The sequence below is a fragment of the Saccharothrix sp. CB00851 genome (assembly GCF_001905065.1).
In the GTDB taxonomy this organism is placed as follows: domain Bacteria; phylum Actinomycetota; class Actinomycetes; order Mycobacteriales; family Pseudonocardiaceae; genus Actinosynnema.
Genome location: NZ_LWLC01000007.1, coordinates 166,094 through 183,221, shown reverse-complemented (window position 1 = coordinate 183,221; position 17,128 = coordinate 166,094). Strand labels below are relative to the sequence as shown.

General features: G+C 74.3%; 3 protein-coding genes. 1 reads left to right on the top strand and 2 read right to left on the bottom strand.

The window, feature by feature from the left end; translation table 11 throughout:
* The coding region (locus A6A25_RS09475; RefSeq protein ID WP_274534298.1) for a carboxyl transferase domain-containing protein at positions 1–281 on the top strand (281 nt) is incomplete at its 5' end.
* A gap of 154 nt (positions 282–435) precedes the next feature.
* On the opposite strand, the gene A6A25_RS09470 is transcribed toward A6A25_RS09475, so the two are convergent.
* On the bottom strand, positions 436–6,771 hold the full coding sequence (locus tag A6A25_RS09470) for a thioester reductase domain-containing protein (RefSeq protein ID WP_443217047.1): 6,336 nt from the start codon (positions 6,769–6,771) through the stop codon (positions 436–438).
* A gap of 17 nt (positions 6,772–6,788) precedes the next feature.
* Entirely contained in the window at positions 6,789–17,093 is a 10,305-nt protein-coding gene (locus A6A25_RS09465; protein ID WP_073887745.1) for a type I polyketide synthase, read from the bottom strand.
* Positions 17,094–17,128: the final 35 nt, after the last annotated feature.

The following is a 17,128-nucleotide window of genomic DNA, read 5'->3' as shown; positions in this document are numbered from 1 at the left end:
GGCCCACCAACGAGATCGCCGTCATGGGCGCCGAAGGCGCGGTCAACCTCCTGCACCGACGCGAACTCGCCGCCTCCGACGACCCCACCCGACTCCGCGCCACCCTCGTCGCCGACTACCGCGCCGAACTCATGCACCCCTACCACGCCGCCGAGCACGGCCTGGTCGACGACGTCATCGACCCCGTCGACACCCGCGCCGCCATCGCCCGCGGCCTGGCCGTGCTCCGCGACAAACGCACCGAACCACCCCGCCGCAAACACGGCAACACACCGCTGTAACAGGGAAGCGAGACGCCCCGTCGGACCTGCCGACGGGGCGTTTTCTCGTGCCGGGGAAAAGAAGTGAGCCGCGTGCCGCCCGCACTGGGGGAAACGGGCGGCACGCGGCGTGGACGGAAGCCCGCCGGGAAGCGGCGCCTCCTGGGACGGTGGCTCAGGTGGCCGGGAAGTAGTCCACCTCGACGAAGAACCCGACGTACTTCTTCAGCAGGTCCACGGTCATCTCCGGGCAGCGCAGGCCGTCCTCCGCGAGCAGCTGCTCGGTCTCGCTCGCGTCGATCGGCGGGTACACCGTGGCACCGGGCGAGGTCACCATGTCGAACGCGTCCAGCAGCGGCGTCATGGCGTTGTCCGGGTCCGCCGCGACGCGGGCGCGCCAGGTGTCCCGGTCCAGTTCCGCCAGCTCGTACCCGAACGAGCGCAGGTGGCCGACGATGTCCGCGGTGGCCATGTCGCTGCGGTTGTACAAGTGCAGGGTCCGCCCGGTCACCGCCGGCTTGCGGGACAGCGCGACGACGGCCGCGCTGACGTAGTCCACCGGCAGCATGTGGAAGCCACCCACCAGGTCCGCGGGCACGGCTCGCGCTTCGAGCAGGCCGCGCAGGCTGAGCCAGACGAAGTCGCGGGTCTGGCAGGCGCCGTTGCGCTGATCACCCGAGACCAGGTCGACCCGGTACACCGTCACCGGCAGGCCGCGTTCGGACGCGAGCCCCAGCATCTGCTCGGTGACCCACTTGCTCTGCGTGTAGCCGTTGGGCAGCTCCTCCGGCGGGCCGATCGGGTCGTCCGGCCGGGCGGGCCTGCCCTCGGGCATCGGCTTGGCGAAGACGCCGGTCGTGGAGATGTGGTGCACCGGCACTGTGCGGTGCCGGGCGGCGAGCCTGAGCACCTCCTCGGTGCCCGTCACGTTGGTCGCCTTCAGCGCCGTGTACGGCTGCAGCCAGTTGACCGCCGCACCCGCGTGGTAGACGGCGTCGACCTCGCGGGCCAGGGCGTCGAACGCCTCCTCGGTCAACCCGAGCCGCGGCCGGGCCAGGTCGCCGACGACGACCGACACCCGCTCGAAGTCCACTTCGGACTCGACCCGGTACCACCGCAGGTTGGCGCGCAGGCGGTGCAACGCGTCGGCCTCGTCCTCGCCGCGGACGAGGCAGCGCACCCGTGCGGTGGTCGACCGCAGCAGGTCGCGCAGCAGGAACGCGCCGAGGAAACCGGTCGAGCCGGTCAGCAGCACGTCACCCGGGTCCGTGACGACATCCACGACCTCCGCCGCGGGCACGATGTCGTCGGCCAGGCCGACCTCCGCCGCGAAGTCGACGATCGCCGCGTCGGTCCGCCGGTCGAGCAGTTCACCGAGCAGGAACCCGGTGAGCGCACCGGGTGTCGGGTGGTCGAACACGGCGGTGGCGGGCAGCCTCGTCCCGGTGGCCGTGCCGAGCCGGTTGCGCAGTTCGACCGACGTCAGCGAGTCGAAGCCCAGTTCCGGGAACGTCCGGTCGGGGTCGATCGCGCTCCGGTCGCCGTGCCCCAGCACGACGGCCGTCTCGGCGCGGACCACGTCCAGCACCAGTCGCCGCTGCTCGGCCTCCGGCAACCCGGCGAGCCGGGCCGCGAGCGCGGTGGCGTCCACGCCGGTGTCCTGGGCGGTGCGCCGGGCGGGCACGCGGGCCAGGCCCCGCAGGACCGGCGGCACGGCACCGGAGCCGCGCAGCGCGGTCGCGTCGAACGGGGTGGCCACGAGCGCCGGTGCGCCCAGGCCGAGGGCGGTGTCGAGGATCGCCGTGCCGGTGTCGGACTCGATGGGGCGGAAGCCCGCGCGGGCGATGCGCTTGAGGTCGGCCTCGTCCAGTTGCCCGGTCATGCCGCCGGCCTGCGCCCACAGGCCCCACGCCACCGATGTGGCGGCCAGGCCGAGCGAGGCGCGGTGCTCGGCGAGCGCGTCCAGGAACGTGTTCGCGGCGGCGTAGTTGGCCTGGCCGGGACCGCCGATGATGCCCGCGACCGAGGAGAACAGCACGAACGCGGACAGCGGCGCCGACCGGGTCAGCTCGTGCAGGTGCCAGGCGGCGTCCACCTTCGGCGCGAGCACGGCGGCCAGCCGTTCCGGGGTCAGCGACGGGATCAGGCCGTCGTCCAGCACACCGGCCGCGTGCACGACACCGGTCAGCGGCAGCTCCGCGGGCACGTCGGCCAGCAACGCGGCCAGCGCCGCCCGGTCGCCGGTGTCGCAGGCCGCGATGGTGACGCGGGCGCCGAGCGCGGTCAGGTCGGCCGCCAGCTCGTCGGCGCCCGCCGCCTCCCGGCCGCGCCTGCTCACCAGCAGCAGGTGCCGCACACCGTGCTCGGCGGCGAGGTGCCGGGCGAACAACGCGCCCAACATGCCGGTACCGCCGGTGATCAGCACGGTCCCGTCGGGGTTCCACCGGGGTTCGGCCGACGCGGCGGGCGGCGTCACGCGGCGCAGCAGCGGCACGGTGACCCGACCGCCCGTGATGGACAGCTGCGGCTCACCGGACGTCACGGCGGCGGCGAGCAGCCCCCACGACTCGTCGGTGCCGTCGAGGTCGACCAGGGTGATCCGGCCCGGCGACTCGGCCTGGGCCGAGCGCAGCAGGCCCCACACCGAGGCGGCGGCGAGGTCGGCGCCGCCCACCGCACCGGATGTGACCACGACGAGACTGGTGCCGGTGAGCCGGTCGTCGGGCAGCCAGTCCTGCGCCAGCCTGAGCACCCGGCGGGTCAGGTCGTGCACCTCGCCGACCACGTCGTGACCGGACGGCGGTACGACCACGACGACCGCGTCCGGCGCCGTGCCCGACTCGACGGCCTTGGCGACACCGGGCACGTCGCGGAACCGCTCCACGTCCCGCAGCGCGTCGGGAACGGCCTCGGTGAGCACGTCACCCAGCACGGCCAGCCGCGGCTCGACACCCGACCGGCTCGGCCGCGACGGCGTCCACTCCAGGCGGAACAGCGAGTCGTGGTGCCGCGCGCCCGCGACGGTCACCTCGGCGGCGGTGAGGGGCCGCCAGGCCACTTCCGCCGACGCGACCGGACGCCCGGTGCGGTCGGCGAGCCACAACGCCGCCGCTGCACCGTCGGTCGGCCGCAGCCGGGCGCGCACCGCCGTGGCGCCCGAGGCGTGCAGGCGCAGGCCGCGCCACCGGGTCGTGGTGATCCCGGGGCCGCCGAGGGCGCGCAACGCCGCGTCGAGCAACGCCGGGTGCAGCCCGTAGCCGGTGGCGTCGACACCGGCGGGCAGCTCGACCTCGGCGAACACCTCCGCGCCACGCCGCCACACACCCGACGAGGCTTGCTCGGCGTCCGCGGGCGGCCACTCGGTGAGGTCGAAGCCCTCGTCGGGGCCGTGGACGGCGAGCCGACCGGTCGCGTGCAGGGTCCACGACGCCTCACCGCCATCGGGCCGGGCGTGCACGGCGAACGCGCGCCCACCGTCCGCGTCCGGGGCCCCGACCTTGAGCTGCACGTGCAGGCCGCCACCCGCCGGGAACACCAGAGGCGCCACGACGTCCAGCTCCTCCACCGCGGTGCAGCCGAACTCGTCACCCGCCCGCACCGCCAGCTCGACCAGCGCCGACCCGGGCAGCACCACCGAGCCGTGCGCCTCGTGGTCGGCCAGCCACCGGTGCGCCGACACCGCCAGCCTGCCGGTGAACAGCACCTCGTCGGACCCCGCCACGGCGACGGCCGCGCCCAGCAGCGGGTGCTCCGCCGCGCGCAGGCCGAGCCCGTCGGCGTCCGCGGTCGAGGCCGCCGACGAGTACCAGTACCGCTCCCGCTGGAACGGGTAGGTCGGCAGGTCGACCACCCGCCCGCCGGGGAAGGCCGCATCCCAGTCCAGCCGCGCGCCGCGCACGTGCGCCTCGGCCAGCGACGTCCAGAAGCGGTCGAGGCCGCCTTCGTCGCGCCGCAGCGACCCGATCGCCGCCGCGTCCCGGCCCGCGTCGTCCACGGTGTCCTGGATCGCGCCGGTCAGCACCGGGTGCGGGCTCACCTCCACGAACAGGCCGAACCCGCGGTCGGCGAGCGCGCGGACGGCCGGTGCCAGCTCGACGGTCTGCCGCAGGTTGCGGTACCAGTAGCCGGCGTCCAGCTCGGGACCGTCGACCCACGCGCCGGTCACCGTGGACAGGAACGGGATCTCCGCCTCGCCGGGGCGGACCGGTGCGAGCAGCTCGGCCAGCTCGTCGCGCAGCAGTTCGACGTGCGCGGAGTGCGACGCGTAGTCCACCGGCACCCGGCGGACCCGGACCTCCTCCGCCTCCAACGCGCCCAGCAGCTCGTCCAGCGGTCCCGACGCACCCGACACGACCACCGACCGCGGTCCGTTGACGGCGGCCACCTGCAGTTCGTCCCGCCACGGCGCGATGCGGGCGCGGACGGTGTCGGCGTCCAGCGCGATCGACGCCATGCCGCCGAGACCGGCGAGCACCCGCCGGATCGCCTGGCTGCGCAACGCCACCACGCGTGCCGCGTCGTCCAGCGACAGGATGCCCGCCACGCACGCCGCCGCGATCTCGCCCTGCGAGTGCCCGACCACGGCGGACGGCCGCACGCCGTGCTCACGCCACAGGTGCGCCAGGGACACCATCACGGCCCACAGCGCGGGCTGCACCACGTCCACCCGGTCCAGCGGCGGCGCGCCGTCCCGGCCGCGCAGCACGTCCTCCAGCGACCAGTCCACGAACGGCGCCAACGCCTTGCCGCACTCGGCGACCCGCTCGCGGAACGCGGGCGCGGAGTCCAGCAGCCCGACCGCCATGCCGACCCACTGCGTGCCCTGCCCGGGGAACACGAACGCGACCTCCGGGTCGGTCCGCGCCGCCCGGCCACGCACGACACCCGGTACGGGTTCGTCCTCGGCCAACGCGCGCAACCGGTCCAGCAACCCGTCACGGTCGGCGGCGACGACCGCCGCGCGTTCGGGCAGCGCGGCCCGGGTGGTGGCCAGCGAGCGGGCCACGTCGACCGGGTTGGCCGAGGCGGCGGACGACGCCAGCCTCCGGGCCTGGTCGCGCAGCGCCTCGGGGGTCTTGGCCGACAGCACCCACGTGACGACGGGCGGGGCGGTCGGTTCCGGCTCCGGGTCCTCGGGTGCCGGGGCCTGTTCCAGCACGACGTGCGCGTTGGTGCCGCTCACGCCGAACGACGACACGCCCGCCCGGCGCGGCGCACCGGTCTCCGGCCACGGCCGCGCGGACGTGAGCAGCTCCACGGCGCCCTGCGACCAGTCCACGAACGGCGTCGGCTCGTCCACGTGCAGCGTCCTGGGCAGCACGCCGTGCCGCATGGCCTGGACCATCTTGATCACACCGCCCACACCGGCGGCGGTGACGGTGTGGCCGATGTTGGACTTGAGCGAACCCAGCCACAGCGGCCGCCGCCTGCCCTGGCCGTAGGTGGCGATCAGCGCCCGCGCCTCGATCGGGTCGCCGAGCCGGGTGCCGGTGCCGTGCGCCTCCACCACGTCCACATCGGACGGTGCCAGCCGGGCGGCGGCCAGCGCCTGCCGGATCACCCGCTCCTGGGCCGGGCCGCTGGGCGCGGTGAGGCCGTTGGACGCGCCGTCCTGGTTGATCGCCGTGCCGCGCACGACCGCCAGCACCCGGTGGCCGTGGCGGCGCGCGTCGGACAGCCGTTCCACGAGCAGCAGGCCCACGCCCTCCGCCCAGCCGGTGCCGTCCGCCGTGGCGGCGAACGACTTGCAGCGGCCGTCGGCCGACAGCCCGCGCTGGCGGGAGAAGTCCACGTACCCGCCGGGGTGGCCGTAGACGGTGACACCGCCCGCCACGGCCAGTTCCACGTCACCCTGGCGCAGTGCCTGCACGGCGAGGTGCAGGGCGACCAGCGACGACGAGCACGCGGTGTCCAGCGTGACGGCGGGTCCTTCCAGCCCGAGCGCGTACGCCACCCGGCCGGACGCCGCGCTGCCCAGCTTGCTGGTCATCAGGTAGCCCTCGAACTCCTCGGGCGCGGTGAGCCCCAGGTAGGTCTCCTCGGGCACGCCGACGTAGACGCCCGTGTTGCTGCCCTTGAGCGTGCCGGGGTCGATGCCCGCCCGCTCGAAGACCTCCCACGCGGTTTCCAGCAGCACGCGGTGCTGCGGGTCCATCGACCGCGCCTCACGGGGCGAGATGCCGAAGAAGCCCGCGTCGAACATCGTGGCGTCGTCGAGGAACCCGCCGGTGCGGGCGTAGGTCTTGCCCGGCTTGTCCGGGTCGGGGTCGTACAGCGCGTCGACGTCCCAACCGCGGTCGGCGGGCCACTCGGTGACGGCGTCGCGCTCCTCGACCACCAGCCGCCACAGGTCCTCCGGCGACCGGACGCCGCCGGGGTAGCGGCAGGCCATGCCGACGATCGCGATCGGCTCCTGCCGCTCCGCCTCCAGGTCCGCCACCCGCTGCCGGGTCTTCACCAGGTCGGCGGTGACCCGCTTCAGGTACTCGGCCAGCTTCTCTTCCTTGGCCACCACTGTCTCCTCCATGGTCAGTCCGCCCGGCCGAGCTGGTTGTCGATGAAGGCGAACAGCTCGTCGGTCGACACGCCGTCGAGGTCCGCCACGGTGTCGGTCTCGTCACGCCGCTCCGGCACGCCGTTCCACCGGGCCAGCAACGCGTTCAGGCGCTCGACCACCGACCCGCGCAGCCGTTCGTCGGCCACCGAGTCGACCAGCTCCTCCAGCCGGTCGACCTCGGCCAGCACGGACGCGCCGTCACCGCCCGCGAGCCGGTCGAGCAGGTGCTCGGCGAGCGCGGCGGGCGTGGGGTGGTCGAACACCAGCGTCACCGGCAGTTCCACCCCGGTGGCGCTCTTGAGCCGGTTGCGCAGGTTGACCGCGGTCAACGAGTCGAAGCCGAGGTCCTGGAACGGCTGCTCCAGCCCGATCCCGTCGGCCGAGCCGTGGCCCAGGACGGCCGCGACCTCCGCGCCGACGAACTCGACCACGGCACGGCGCCGGTCGTCGGGCGAGAGGCCGTCGAGCCGCTCGCCCAGCGGCCTGCCCGGTGCGTCCGCCGTACGGCGTTGCGCAGTGCGGAGCAGGTCGCGCAGCGCGGGTGGGACCACGCCGAGCGCGCGCACCGACCGTTCCTCCGGGATGATCAGCGCCACCGCGGGCCGGTTCGCCGCGACCGCCCGGTCGAAGGCCGCCAAGCCGTCGCGCAGGCTCGTCGGCCGTGCGCCGGGCCGGTCGTCCACGCCGCGCCACGGGCCGCGCGCGATCGAGACCGCGGGTAGCCCGGCGGCGAGGCGGTGACGTGCCAGGGCGTCGAGGAAACCGGCGCGGACCGCGTCGGCGGGCGTGCCCGCGAGCGGTGCGAGGAGCACGAACGCCGCCAGGTCGCGGTCACGGGTCAGCTCGTGCAGGTGCCACGCCGCGGCCACGTCGGCGTGCAGGACCCGGTCCAGCTGCTCAGGGCCGAACGCCTCCCGCGCGGTGTCCCGCTCACCCGCGACGTGCACCACGCCGGTCAGCGGGTACTCGTCCGGCAGGCCCGCGATGGCAGCGGCAAGGCCGTCACGGTCGGCGGTGGTGACGGTCGCGCCGAGGGCGGTCAGCTCGGCGGTGTCCGCCCGCTCCGCTCCCCCGGTCAGCAGCACCCGTGTGACGCCGTGCCCGGTGACGAGGTGCCGAGCGATCACCGCGCCCAACGCACCGCCGCTCACCAGCACCGTGCCGTCCGGCCGCCACGGCTGGTCGTCGCCCGCGGTGACCGGCACGCCCTCGATGCTCGGCACGGACGCCTTGCCCGCGCGCAGCAGCACCTGCGGCTCACCCGAACCCACGACCGCGTCGAGCGCCGACGTGTCGCCGTCGAGGTCGAGGTCGAGGTCGACCAGCTGGAGCCGACCGGGCGCCTCCTGCTGGAGCGCGACGAGCAGGTCCCACGCCACCGCCGCCGCCGGCTCCTCGGAGACGGCCGAACCGCGCGTCACGAGCACGAGTCGGACGCCCGCCAGGCCGTCGTCGGCCACCCACTCCCGGGCCGCGGACAGCGCCCGGTGCGCGGTGCGGGCGACCGAACCCGGCACGTCCGCCGGGTCGTCGGAAGTGGTCAGCGCGGCCAGCACGGCATCCACCGAGGACGCCGCCTCCCGCACCGCCGCCACGTCGTCGAACCGCGGCGCGCCCGGCAGGTCGACCGGGACCTCGCCCAGCAGGCCCCACCGCACGGCACCGGCCTCGGGCAGCGGCTGCGGCAGCCATGTCCGCTCGAACAGGCGTCCCTCGACGGTGAACTCGTCGTCCGCGACGTCGCGGAACTCCACCGCGGCGGCGGTCAGCACGACCCGACCGGCCTCGTCGGTGAGCCGCACGCCCGCACCGCCCGCGACCCGCACGGTGTGCGCGCCGATCGTGTGCAGGCGCACGCCACGCCACTCGGTCGGCACCCGGTGGTGCCCTTCGGGTGCGGTACCGGCCAGGCCGCGCACCGCCGCGTCCAGCAGCACCGGGTGCAGGCCGAACCGGGCCGCGGACGGCAGGAGCTCGTCCGGCAGCCGCACCTCCGGTCCGCCGTCGCCGGTCTCGCGCGGTTCGTCGGCGTCGTGGCCGATCACGCCCTCGGCGTGCCGGGTCCACGGCGCGCCATCGGTGCGGCCGTACACGACCAGCTTGCGTCGGCCGGAGTCGTCCGGGGCGCCGACGTCAACCTGGAGGGTGACGTCCTCACCGGAGGGCAGCACCACGGGCGCCTGCACGGACAGTTCCGCCACGACCGGGCAACCGACCTCCTCGCCCGCCCGCAACGCCAGTTCCACCAGCGCGGTGGCGGGCAGCACGGCCGCGTGGCCGGCCGGGTCGAGCCACGGCAGGTCGTCGGCGCCGAGGCGACGGGTGAACAGCACACCGCCGTCCGCGGCGGCGGCGACGGGTGCGCCGAGCAGCGGGTGGTCCGACCCCGCGTCCTCCGGGCGGCCGGACGGCAGGTCCAGCCAGTACCGCTGCCGGCGGAACGCGTAGGTCGGCAGGGTCACGTGCCGGGCGCCGCTGCCCGCGAAGAAGGCCGACCAGTCGACCTCGACGCCCGACGTGTGCAGCTCGGCCAGCGCCTCCACCAGCTGACGGGACTCGTCCCGGCCCCGGCGCAGCGCGGCGGACACCCGTTCGTCGCTGATCAGCGTCTCCTGGGCCAGCGCGCTGAGCACACCGTCCGGTCCCAGCTCCAGGAACGCCGTGACGCCCTGCGCGGCCAGCGTCGCCACCCCGTCGGCGAACCGGACCGCGTCACGCACGTGCCGCACCCAGTAGCCCGGGGTGGCCAGCAGGTCGGCGTCGGCGACCTCACCGGTCACGTTGGAGACGACCGGCATGCGAGGCGAGCGGTAGTCGAGACCGGCGGCGACGCGGCCGAACTCGGCGAGCATCCCGTCCATGTGCGCGGAGTGGAACGCGTGGCTGACCGGCAGCCGCTTGGTCTTGCGGCCCTGCGCCGCGAACTCGTCCGCGATGGCCTGGGCGGCGTCCTCGGCACCGGACACGACCACGGACGACGGCCCGTTGACCGCCGCGATGCCGACCGCGTCGCCCAGCAGCGGCAACACCTCGCCCTCGGTGGCTTCCAGGGCGATCATCGCCCCGCCCTGCGGCTGTGCCTGCATCAACCGGGCCCGCGTGGCGACGAGGACGGCCGCGTCGGGCAGGGACAGCACGCCGGCGACGTGCGCGGCGGTCAGCTCGCCGACCGAGTGGCCCGCGAGGAAGTCCGGCCGCACGCCCCACGACTCCACCAGCCGGAACAGCGCGACCTCCAGCGCGAACAGCGCGGGCTGCGCCCAGGCGGTCCGGTCGAGCAGGTCGCGGTCGTCGCCGAACACGACGTCGCGGAGAGGTTGGTCGAGCAGCGGGTCGAGCTCGGCGCACACCGCGTCGAACGCCTCGGCGAACGCCGGGAACGCGTCGTGCAGCTCGCGTCCCATCCCGAGCCGCTGCGCGCCCTGCCCGGTGAACAGGAACGCGAGCTTGCCGTCGCCGCGCACGCCCCGCACCGGTCCCGGTTCACCGGTGGCCACGGCGCGCAACCCGGCCAGCGCCTCGTCACGGTCGCGGGCGACCACGGCCGCGCGGTGCTCCAGCGGCGCACGGCCGGCGGCGAGCGTCCACGCCGCGTCGACCGGCTCGACCTCCGGCCGCGTCACGGTCTCCAGCAGGCGCCGCGCCTGGTCGCGCAACGCGGCCTCGCTCTTCGCCGACAGCAGCCACGGCACCGCGGGCAGCGTGGTCGTGGCCACCGGCTCGGCCTGGGCGGGCGGCTGTTCGAGGATGACGTGGGCGTTGGTGCCGCTGATGCCGAACGACGACACCGCGGCACGACGCGGCCGGTCCATCTCCGGCCACGGCCGGGCCTCGGTGAGCAGCTCCACCGCACCCGACGACCAGTCCACGTGCGGCGAAGGTTCGTCCACGTGCAACGTCCGGGGCAGCACGCCGTGCCTCATCGCCTGCACCATCTTGATCACACCCGCCACACCGGCCGCCGCCTGCGTGTGCCCGATGTTGGACTTCAACGAACCCAGCCACAGTGGACGGTCCTGCGGGCGGTCCTTGCCGTAGGTGGCGATCACCGCCTGCGCCTCGATCGGGTCACCGAGTCGCGTACCGGTGCCGTGCGCCTCCAGGACGTCCACATCGGACGCCGTGAGTCGCGCTCCGGCCAACGCCTGCTGGATCAGCTTCTGCTGTGACGGCCCGTTCGGCGCGGTGAGGCCGTTCGAGGCACCGTCCTGGTTCACCGCCGAACCCCGGATCACCGCCAACACCTGGTGGCCGTTGCGCTGGGCGTCCGAAAGACGCTCCACCAACAACAAGCCCACACCCTCGGCCCAACCCGTACCGTCCGCCGCCGCCGCGAACGGCTTGCACCGACCATCCGGAGCCAACCCCCGCTGACGCGAGAACTCCACGAACGCGCCGGGGCTCGCCATGACCGACACACCACCGGCCAGCGCCAGGTCGCACTCACCGCTGCGCAGCGCGTTCGCCGCCAAGTGCAGTGCCACCAACGACGACGAGCACGCGGTGTCGACCGTGACCGCCGGACCCTCGAACCCGAACGTGTAAGACACGCGGCCCGACGCCACGCTGCCCGCGCTTCCGCTCAGGAGATAGCCCTCGACCTCCTGGGGAACCGAGGGCAGGCGGCCGGCGTAGTCGCTGTACATGACACCGGCGAACACACCGGTCTTGCTGCCCCGCAACGACGTCGGAGCAATACCCGCACTCTCGAACGCCTCCCACGCCGTCTCCAACAACAACCGCTGCTGCGGATCCGTCGCAAGGGCCTCACGCGGCGACATCCCGAAAAACCCGGCATCGAACTGATCAGCGTCGTACAGGAACCCACCCTCACGCACATAACTGTGACCCGCACTGTCCGGATCCGGATCGAACAACTCCTCGACCCGCCAACCACGATCCACCGGGAACCCCGAAACCGCATCCACCTCACCACGGACCAGGTTCCACAAGTCCTCCGGCGAACGCACACCACCCGGGTACCGACACGCCATCCCCACGATCGCGATCGGGTCGAGCGCGTCGGCGGTGGTCTGGGCGGTGACCACGTCGGGCTCGTCGCCGACCAGCTCGGACAGCAGGTGACGGGCGACCGCACGCGGTGTCGGGTGGTCGAAGACCAGGGTCGTCGGCAGGCGCAGGTCGGTCGCGGCGGACAGCTGGTTGCGCAGCTCGACGGCGGTCAGCGAGTCCAGGCCGAACTCCTTGAACGGGCGGTCCGGGCCGACGGCGTCCGGGGTCGCGTGCCCGAGCACCGCGGCCACCCGGCCGCGCACCACGTCGACCACCTCGCGTTCCCGTTCGGCGGCGGGCAGCGAAGCCAGCCGCAGGGCGAACGACGTGGACTGGTGCCCCGCCGCCGTGGCGCGCCGGGTGGGCGCACCGACCAGGCCGCGCAGCAGGGCGGGCACGTCGTCACCCCGGTCGCGCAGGGCGCGGGTGTCCAGCCCGGTGGCGGCCAGCACCGGCTCGCCGTTGGTGAGCGCGGCGTCGAACAACGCCATCGCGTCCTCGGTGCGCAGCGCGGGCAGCCCGGCGCGGGCCATCCGGCGCAGGTCGAGCTCGCCGAGGTGGCCGGTCATGCCACCGGCCTGTTCCCACAGGCCCCAGCCCAACGACGTGGCGGGCAGCCCCAGCGAGCGGCGGTGTCGCGCCAACGCGTCCAGGAAGGTGTTGCCCGCCGCGTAGTTCGCCTGACCGGCCGTGCCGAGCAGTCCCGCCATCGAGGAGTAGAGGATGAACGCGGACAGCTGCAGGTCGCGGGTCAGCTCGTGCAGGTGCCAGGCCGCGTCGATCTTCGGCCGCAGCACCCGGTCGATCTGGTCGGGCGTCAACGACGTCAGCACACCGTCATCGAGCACACCGGCCGTGTGCACCACGGCGGTCACCGGGTGTTCCGCCAACACCGCCGCCAACGACTCCCGATCAGCCACGTCGCACGCCGCGACCACGACCTCCGCACCCAGCGCGGTCAGCTCGTCCCGCAGCTCGACCGCACCGGCCGCCTCCAGGCCGCGACGGCTCAGCAGCACCAGCCGACGTGCGCCGTGCTCGGTGACCAGGTGCCGGGCCAGGATCGTGCCGAGGGCGCCGGTCGCACCGGTGACCAGCACCGCACCGGCACCCCAGTCCGGCGCCTCCGCCCCGTCGCGGCCCGGCCTGGTCAGCCGGGGCACGAACAGCTCGCCCGCCCGCAGCGCCACCTGCGGCTCACCGCTGCCGACCGCCGCGCGCAGCAGCTCGTGCGAGCGCGCGTCGTCGTCGGTGTCGACCAGCGTGAACCGGCCCGGGTGCTCGGACTGCGCGCTGCGCACCAGGCCCCAGACGCCGGCGTGCGCGAGGTCGGTCACGCCCTCGTCGCCCACGCCGATCGCGCCGCGGGTGAGCACCACGAGCCGGGACGAGGCGAACCGCTCGTCGGCCAGCCACGTCCGCACCGCCTCGAACGCGTGGTGCGTCGCGGCACGTGCCCGCTCGGGCAGGTCGCCGTCGGAGGTCGCGGTCAGCGCGAGCACCACGACGTCGGGCGTGTGCCCGCCGTCGGCCACGGCGGTCAGCTCCGGGAACGCCTCCCGGACCTGCGGCACGTCGCCCACCGCGGCCCACGACGACTCGTCGGGCTGTCCGGCGGGCACCGGCGTCCACGCGGCCTCGAACAGGCCGTCCCGCGCGGTCCGGGCCTGCCGCACCGCGCCGGTGTCCAGCGGGCGCAGGGAGAGTCGCTCCACCTCGGCGACGGGCGCGCCGGCACCGTCGGCGACGAGCACCCGGACCACCGAACCGTCCGGGTCACTCGTGATCGGGGACAGGGCGACCCGCAGCACCGACGCGCCGATCGCGTGCACCGTCACCCCGGAGAAGGCGAACGGCAGCCACGGCGTTCCGTCCGGGTCGACCACACCGGGCAGCAGGGGGTGCAGGGCGGCGTCCAGCAACGCCGGGTGCAGGACGAAGTCAGCCGCGTCGGCGCCCGCGGGCAGCTCGACCTCGGCGTAGACCTCGTCCACCGCGCGCCACGCCCGCCGCAGGCCCCGGAACACCGGGCCGTACCCGTAGCCCTGCTCGGCCAGCCGGTCGTAGGCGCCGTCGAGGTCGACTTCCTCCGCACCGGACGGCGGCCACACCGCGAGCCCTTCGGGCGCGTGGTCGGTGGTCGGCGCGAGCCGTCCTTCGGCGTGCGGTCGCCACGGTTGCTCGTCGCCGTCCGGTCGGGAGAACACGCTCAGCGGACGGCGTCCGCGCTCGTCGGCCTCGCCGACGACCACCTGCACCGCGACACCGGCGTTCTCGGGCAGCACGAGCGGCGCGGTGAGCGCGAGGTCCTCGACCCGGTCGCAGCCGACCTGCTCACCCGCCCGCACGGCCAGCTCGACGAACGCGGTGCCGGGCAGCAGCACCGAGCCCGCCACCGCGTGGTCGGCCAGCCACGGGTGCGTCGCCGTGGACAGCCGTCCGGTGAGCACCACGCCCGCGCCGTCGGCCAGGTCCACGGCGGCGCCCAGCAACGGGTGCCTGGTCGACCACAGGCCGACCGAGGCGACGTCGCCCGCGCCGGCGCGGTCCTCCAGCCAGTACCGCTCGTGCTGGAACGCGTAGGTCGCCAGCTCGACCCGCCGCGCGCCGCTGTCGGTGAAGCACCGCGCCCAGTCCACCGCGACACCGCCGGCGAACGCCTCGGCCACCGAGGCGAGGAACCGGTCGAGCCCGCCCTCGTCACGCCGCAACGTGCCGGTGACGACCGTGCCGCCGTGCTCGTGCGCCTCGACCGCGTCCTGCACGCTCATCGTCAGCACCGGGTGCGTGCTGACTTCGATGAACGCCCGGTGGTCCTGCTCGGCGAGTGCCCGGACCGCACCGGCGAAGCCCACGCGCTGCCGCAGGTTGCGGTACCAGTAGCGGGCATCGACGGGAACGGTCAGCCACTCGCCGTCCACGGTCGAGTAGAACGGGATCTCCGGCGAGCGCGGTTCGAGCCCGGCCAGCACGGTGAGCAGGTCCTGCTCGATGCTCTCCACGTGCGAGGTGTGCGAGGCATAGTCCACCGGCACCCGGCGGGCCCGGATGTCCTCGGCCTGGCAGCGGGCGTGGAGTTCGTCCAGTGCCGCCGGGTCGCCCGCGACGACGACCGACCTCGGCCCGTTCACCGCGGCCAGTTCGAGCCCGTCACCCAGCCGGGGCAGGACGTCCTGCTCGGACAGCGCCACGGACATCATGCCGCCGCGGCCCGCGAGCCCGGCCGCGATCACCTTGCTGCGCAGTGCCACGACCTTCGCCGCGTCCGCGAGCGACAGCGCACCGGCGACGCACGCCGCGGCCACCTCGCCCTGCGAGTGGCCGACCACCGCGTCCGGCTCGACGCCGAGCGAACGCCACAGCGCGGCCAGCGACACCATCATCGCGAAGGTCACCGGCTGGACGACGTCCACGCGGTCGAGCGAGGGCGCACCGGGAGCCTGCCGCACCACGTCGAGCAGCGACCAGTCCACGTGCGGTGCGAGGGCCTCGGCGCACTCGGCCATCCGGCGGGCGAACACCGGCGCCGAGTCCAGCAGCTCCGCGCCCATGCCCGCCCACTGCGAACCCTGGCCGGGGAACACGAACACCGTCTTGCCGGACAGGGCCGCGGCGCCGGTGACGACGTTCGGCACGGGCTCGCCCCGGACCAGCGCGTCCAGGCCGGCCTGCGCGCTCTCGCGGTCGGTGACGACCACGACGGCCCGGTTCGGCAGGACCGCGCGGGTCGTGGCGAGCGAGAAGCCGACGTCCACCGGCTCTTGGTCACCCACCGCCGCCAGCAGCCGCTCCGCCTGCGCCCGCAACGCTTCGTCGCCGCGTGCGGACACCACCCACGGCACGGCGGACGGCGGCGTGCCCGGTTCCGGCGCGTCCTCGGCCACCGGCGGCTGTTCGAGGATGACGTGGGCGTTGGTGCCGCTGATGCCGAACGACGACACCGCGGCACGCCTGACCTCGGTCTCCGGCCAGGGCCGGGCTTCGGTGAGCAGTTCGACCGCGCCCACCGACCAGTCCACGTGCGGTGACGGTTCGTCCACGTGCAGGCTCTTGGGCAGCACGCCGTGCCGCATCGCCTGCACCATCTTGATCACACCGCCGACACCGGCCGCCGCCTGGGGGTGGCCGATGTTGGACTTCAACGAGCCGAGCCACAGCGGACGGTCGCGCGGCCGGTCCTTGCCGTAGGTGGCGAGCAGGGCCTGGGCTTCGATCGGGTCGCCCAGCGGCGTGCCGGTCCCGTGCGCCTCGACGACGTCCACATCGGACGTGTCCAGGCGGGCGTTGGTCAGCGCCTGCCGGATGACCCGGCGCTGCGAGGGGCCGTTCGGCGCGGTGAGGCCGTTGGAAGCGCCGTCCTGGTTCACCGCCGAACCCCGGATCACCGCCAACACCTGGTGGCCGTTGCGCTGGGCGTCCGAAAGACGCTCCACCAACAACAAGCCCACACCCTCGGCCCAACCCGTACCGTCCGCCGCCGCCGCGAACGGCTTGCACCGACCATCCGGTGCCAACCCCCGCTGACGCGAGAACTCGATGAACGAAGCGGGCGAGGACATCACGGTCACACCGCCGGCCAGCGCCAGGTCGCACTCGCCGTTGCGCAGCGACTGGGCGGCCAGGTGCAGGGCCACCAGGGACGACGAGCACGCCGTGTCCACCGAGACCGCGGGCCCTTCGAACCCGAACGTGTAGGACACCCGCCCGGACGCGACACTGCCCGCGCTACCGCTCAGGAGGTAGCCCTCGAAGTCCTCCGGCGGGGTGCGCAGGCGCGAGCCGTAGTCGTTGTACATGACACCGGCGAACACACCGGTCTTGCTGCCCCGCAACGACGTCGGAGCAATACCCGCACTCTCGAACGCCTCCCACGCCGTCTCCAACAACAACCGCTGCTGCGGATCCGTCGCAAGAGCCTCACGCGGCGACATCCCGAAAAAGCCCGCATCGAACTGATCCGCGTCGTACAGGAACCCACCCTCACGCACATAACTGTGACCCGCACTGTCCGGATCCGGATCGAACAACTCCTCGACCCGCCAACCACGATCCACCGGGAACCCCGAAACCGCATCCACCTCACCACGGACCAGGTTCCACAAGTCCTCCGGCGAACGCACACCACCCGGGTACCGACACGCCATCCCCACGATCGCGATCGGCTCGTGGTTGGCGTCCTCGACCTCCTTCAGGCGCCTGCGTGCCTCCCGTGCGTCGGCGATGGCCCGCTTGAGGTAGTCGCGAAGTTTGCCGTCGTCAGACACGTGTAAAACTCCCCCGGAGAGTCAGTGTGGGATGA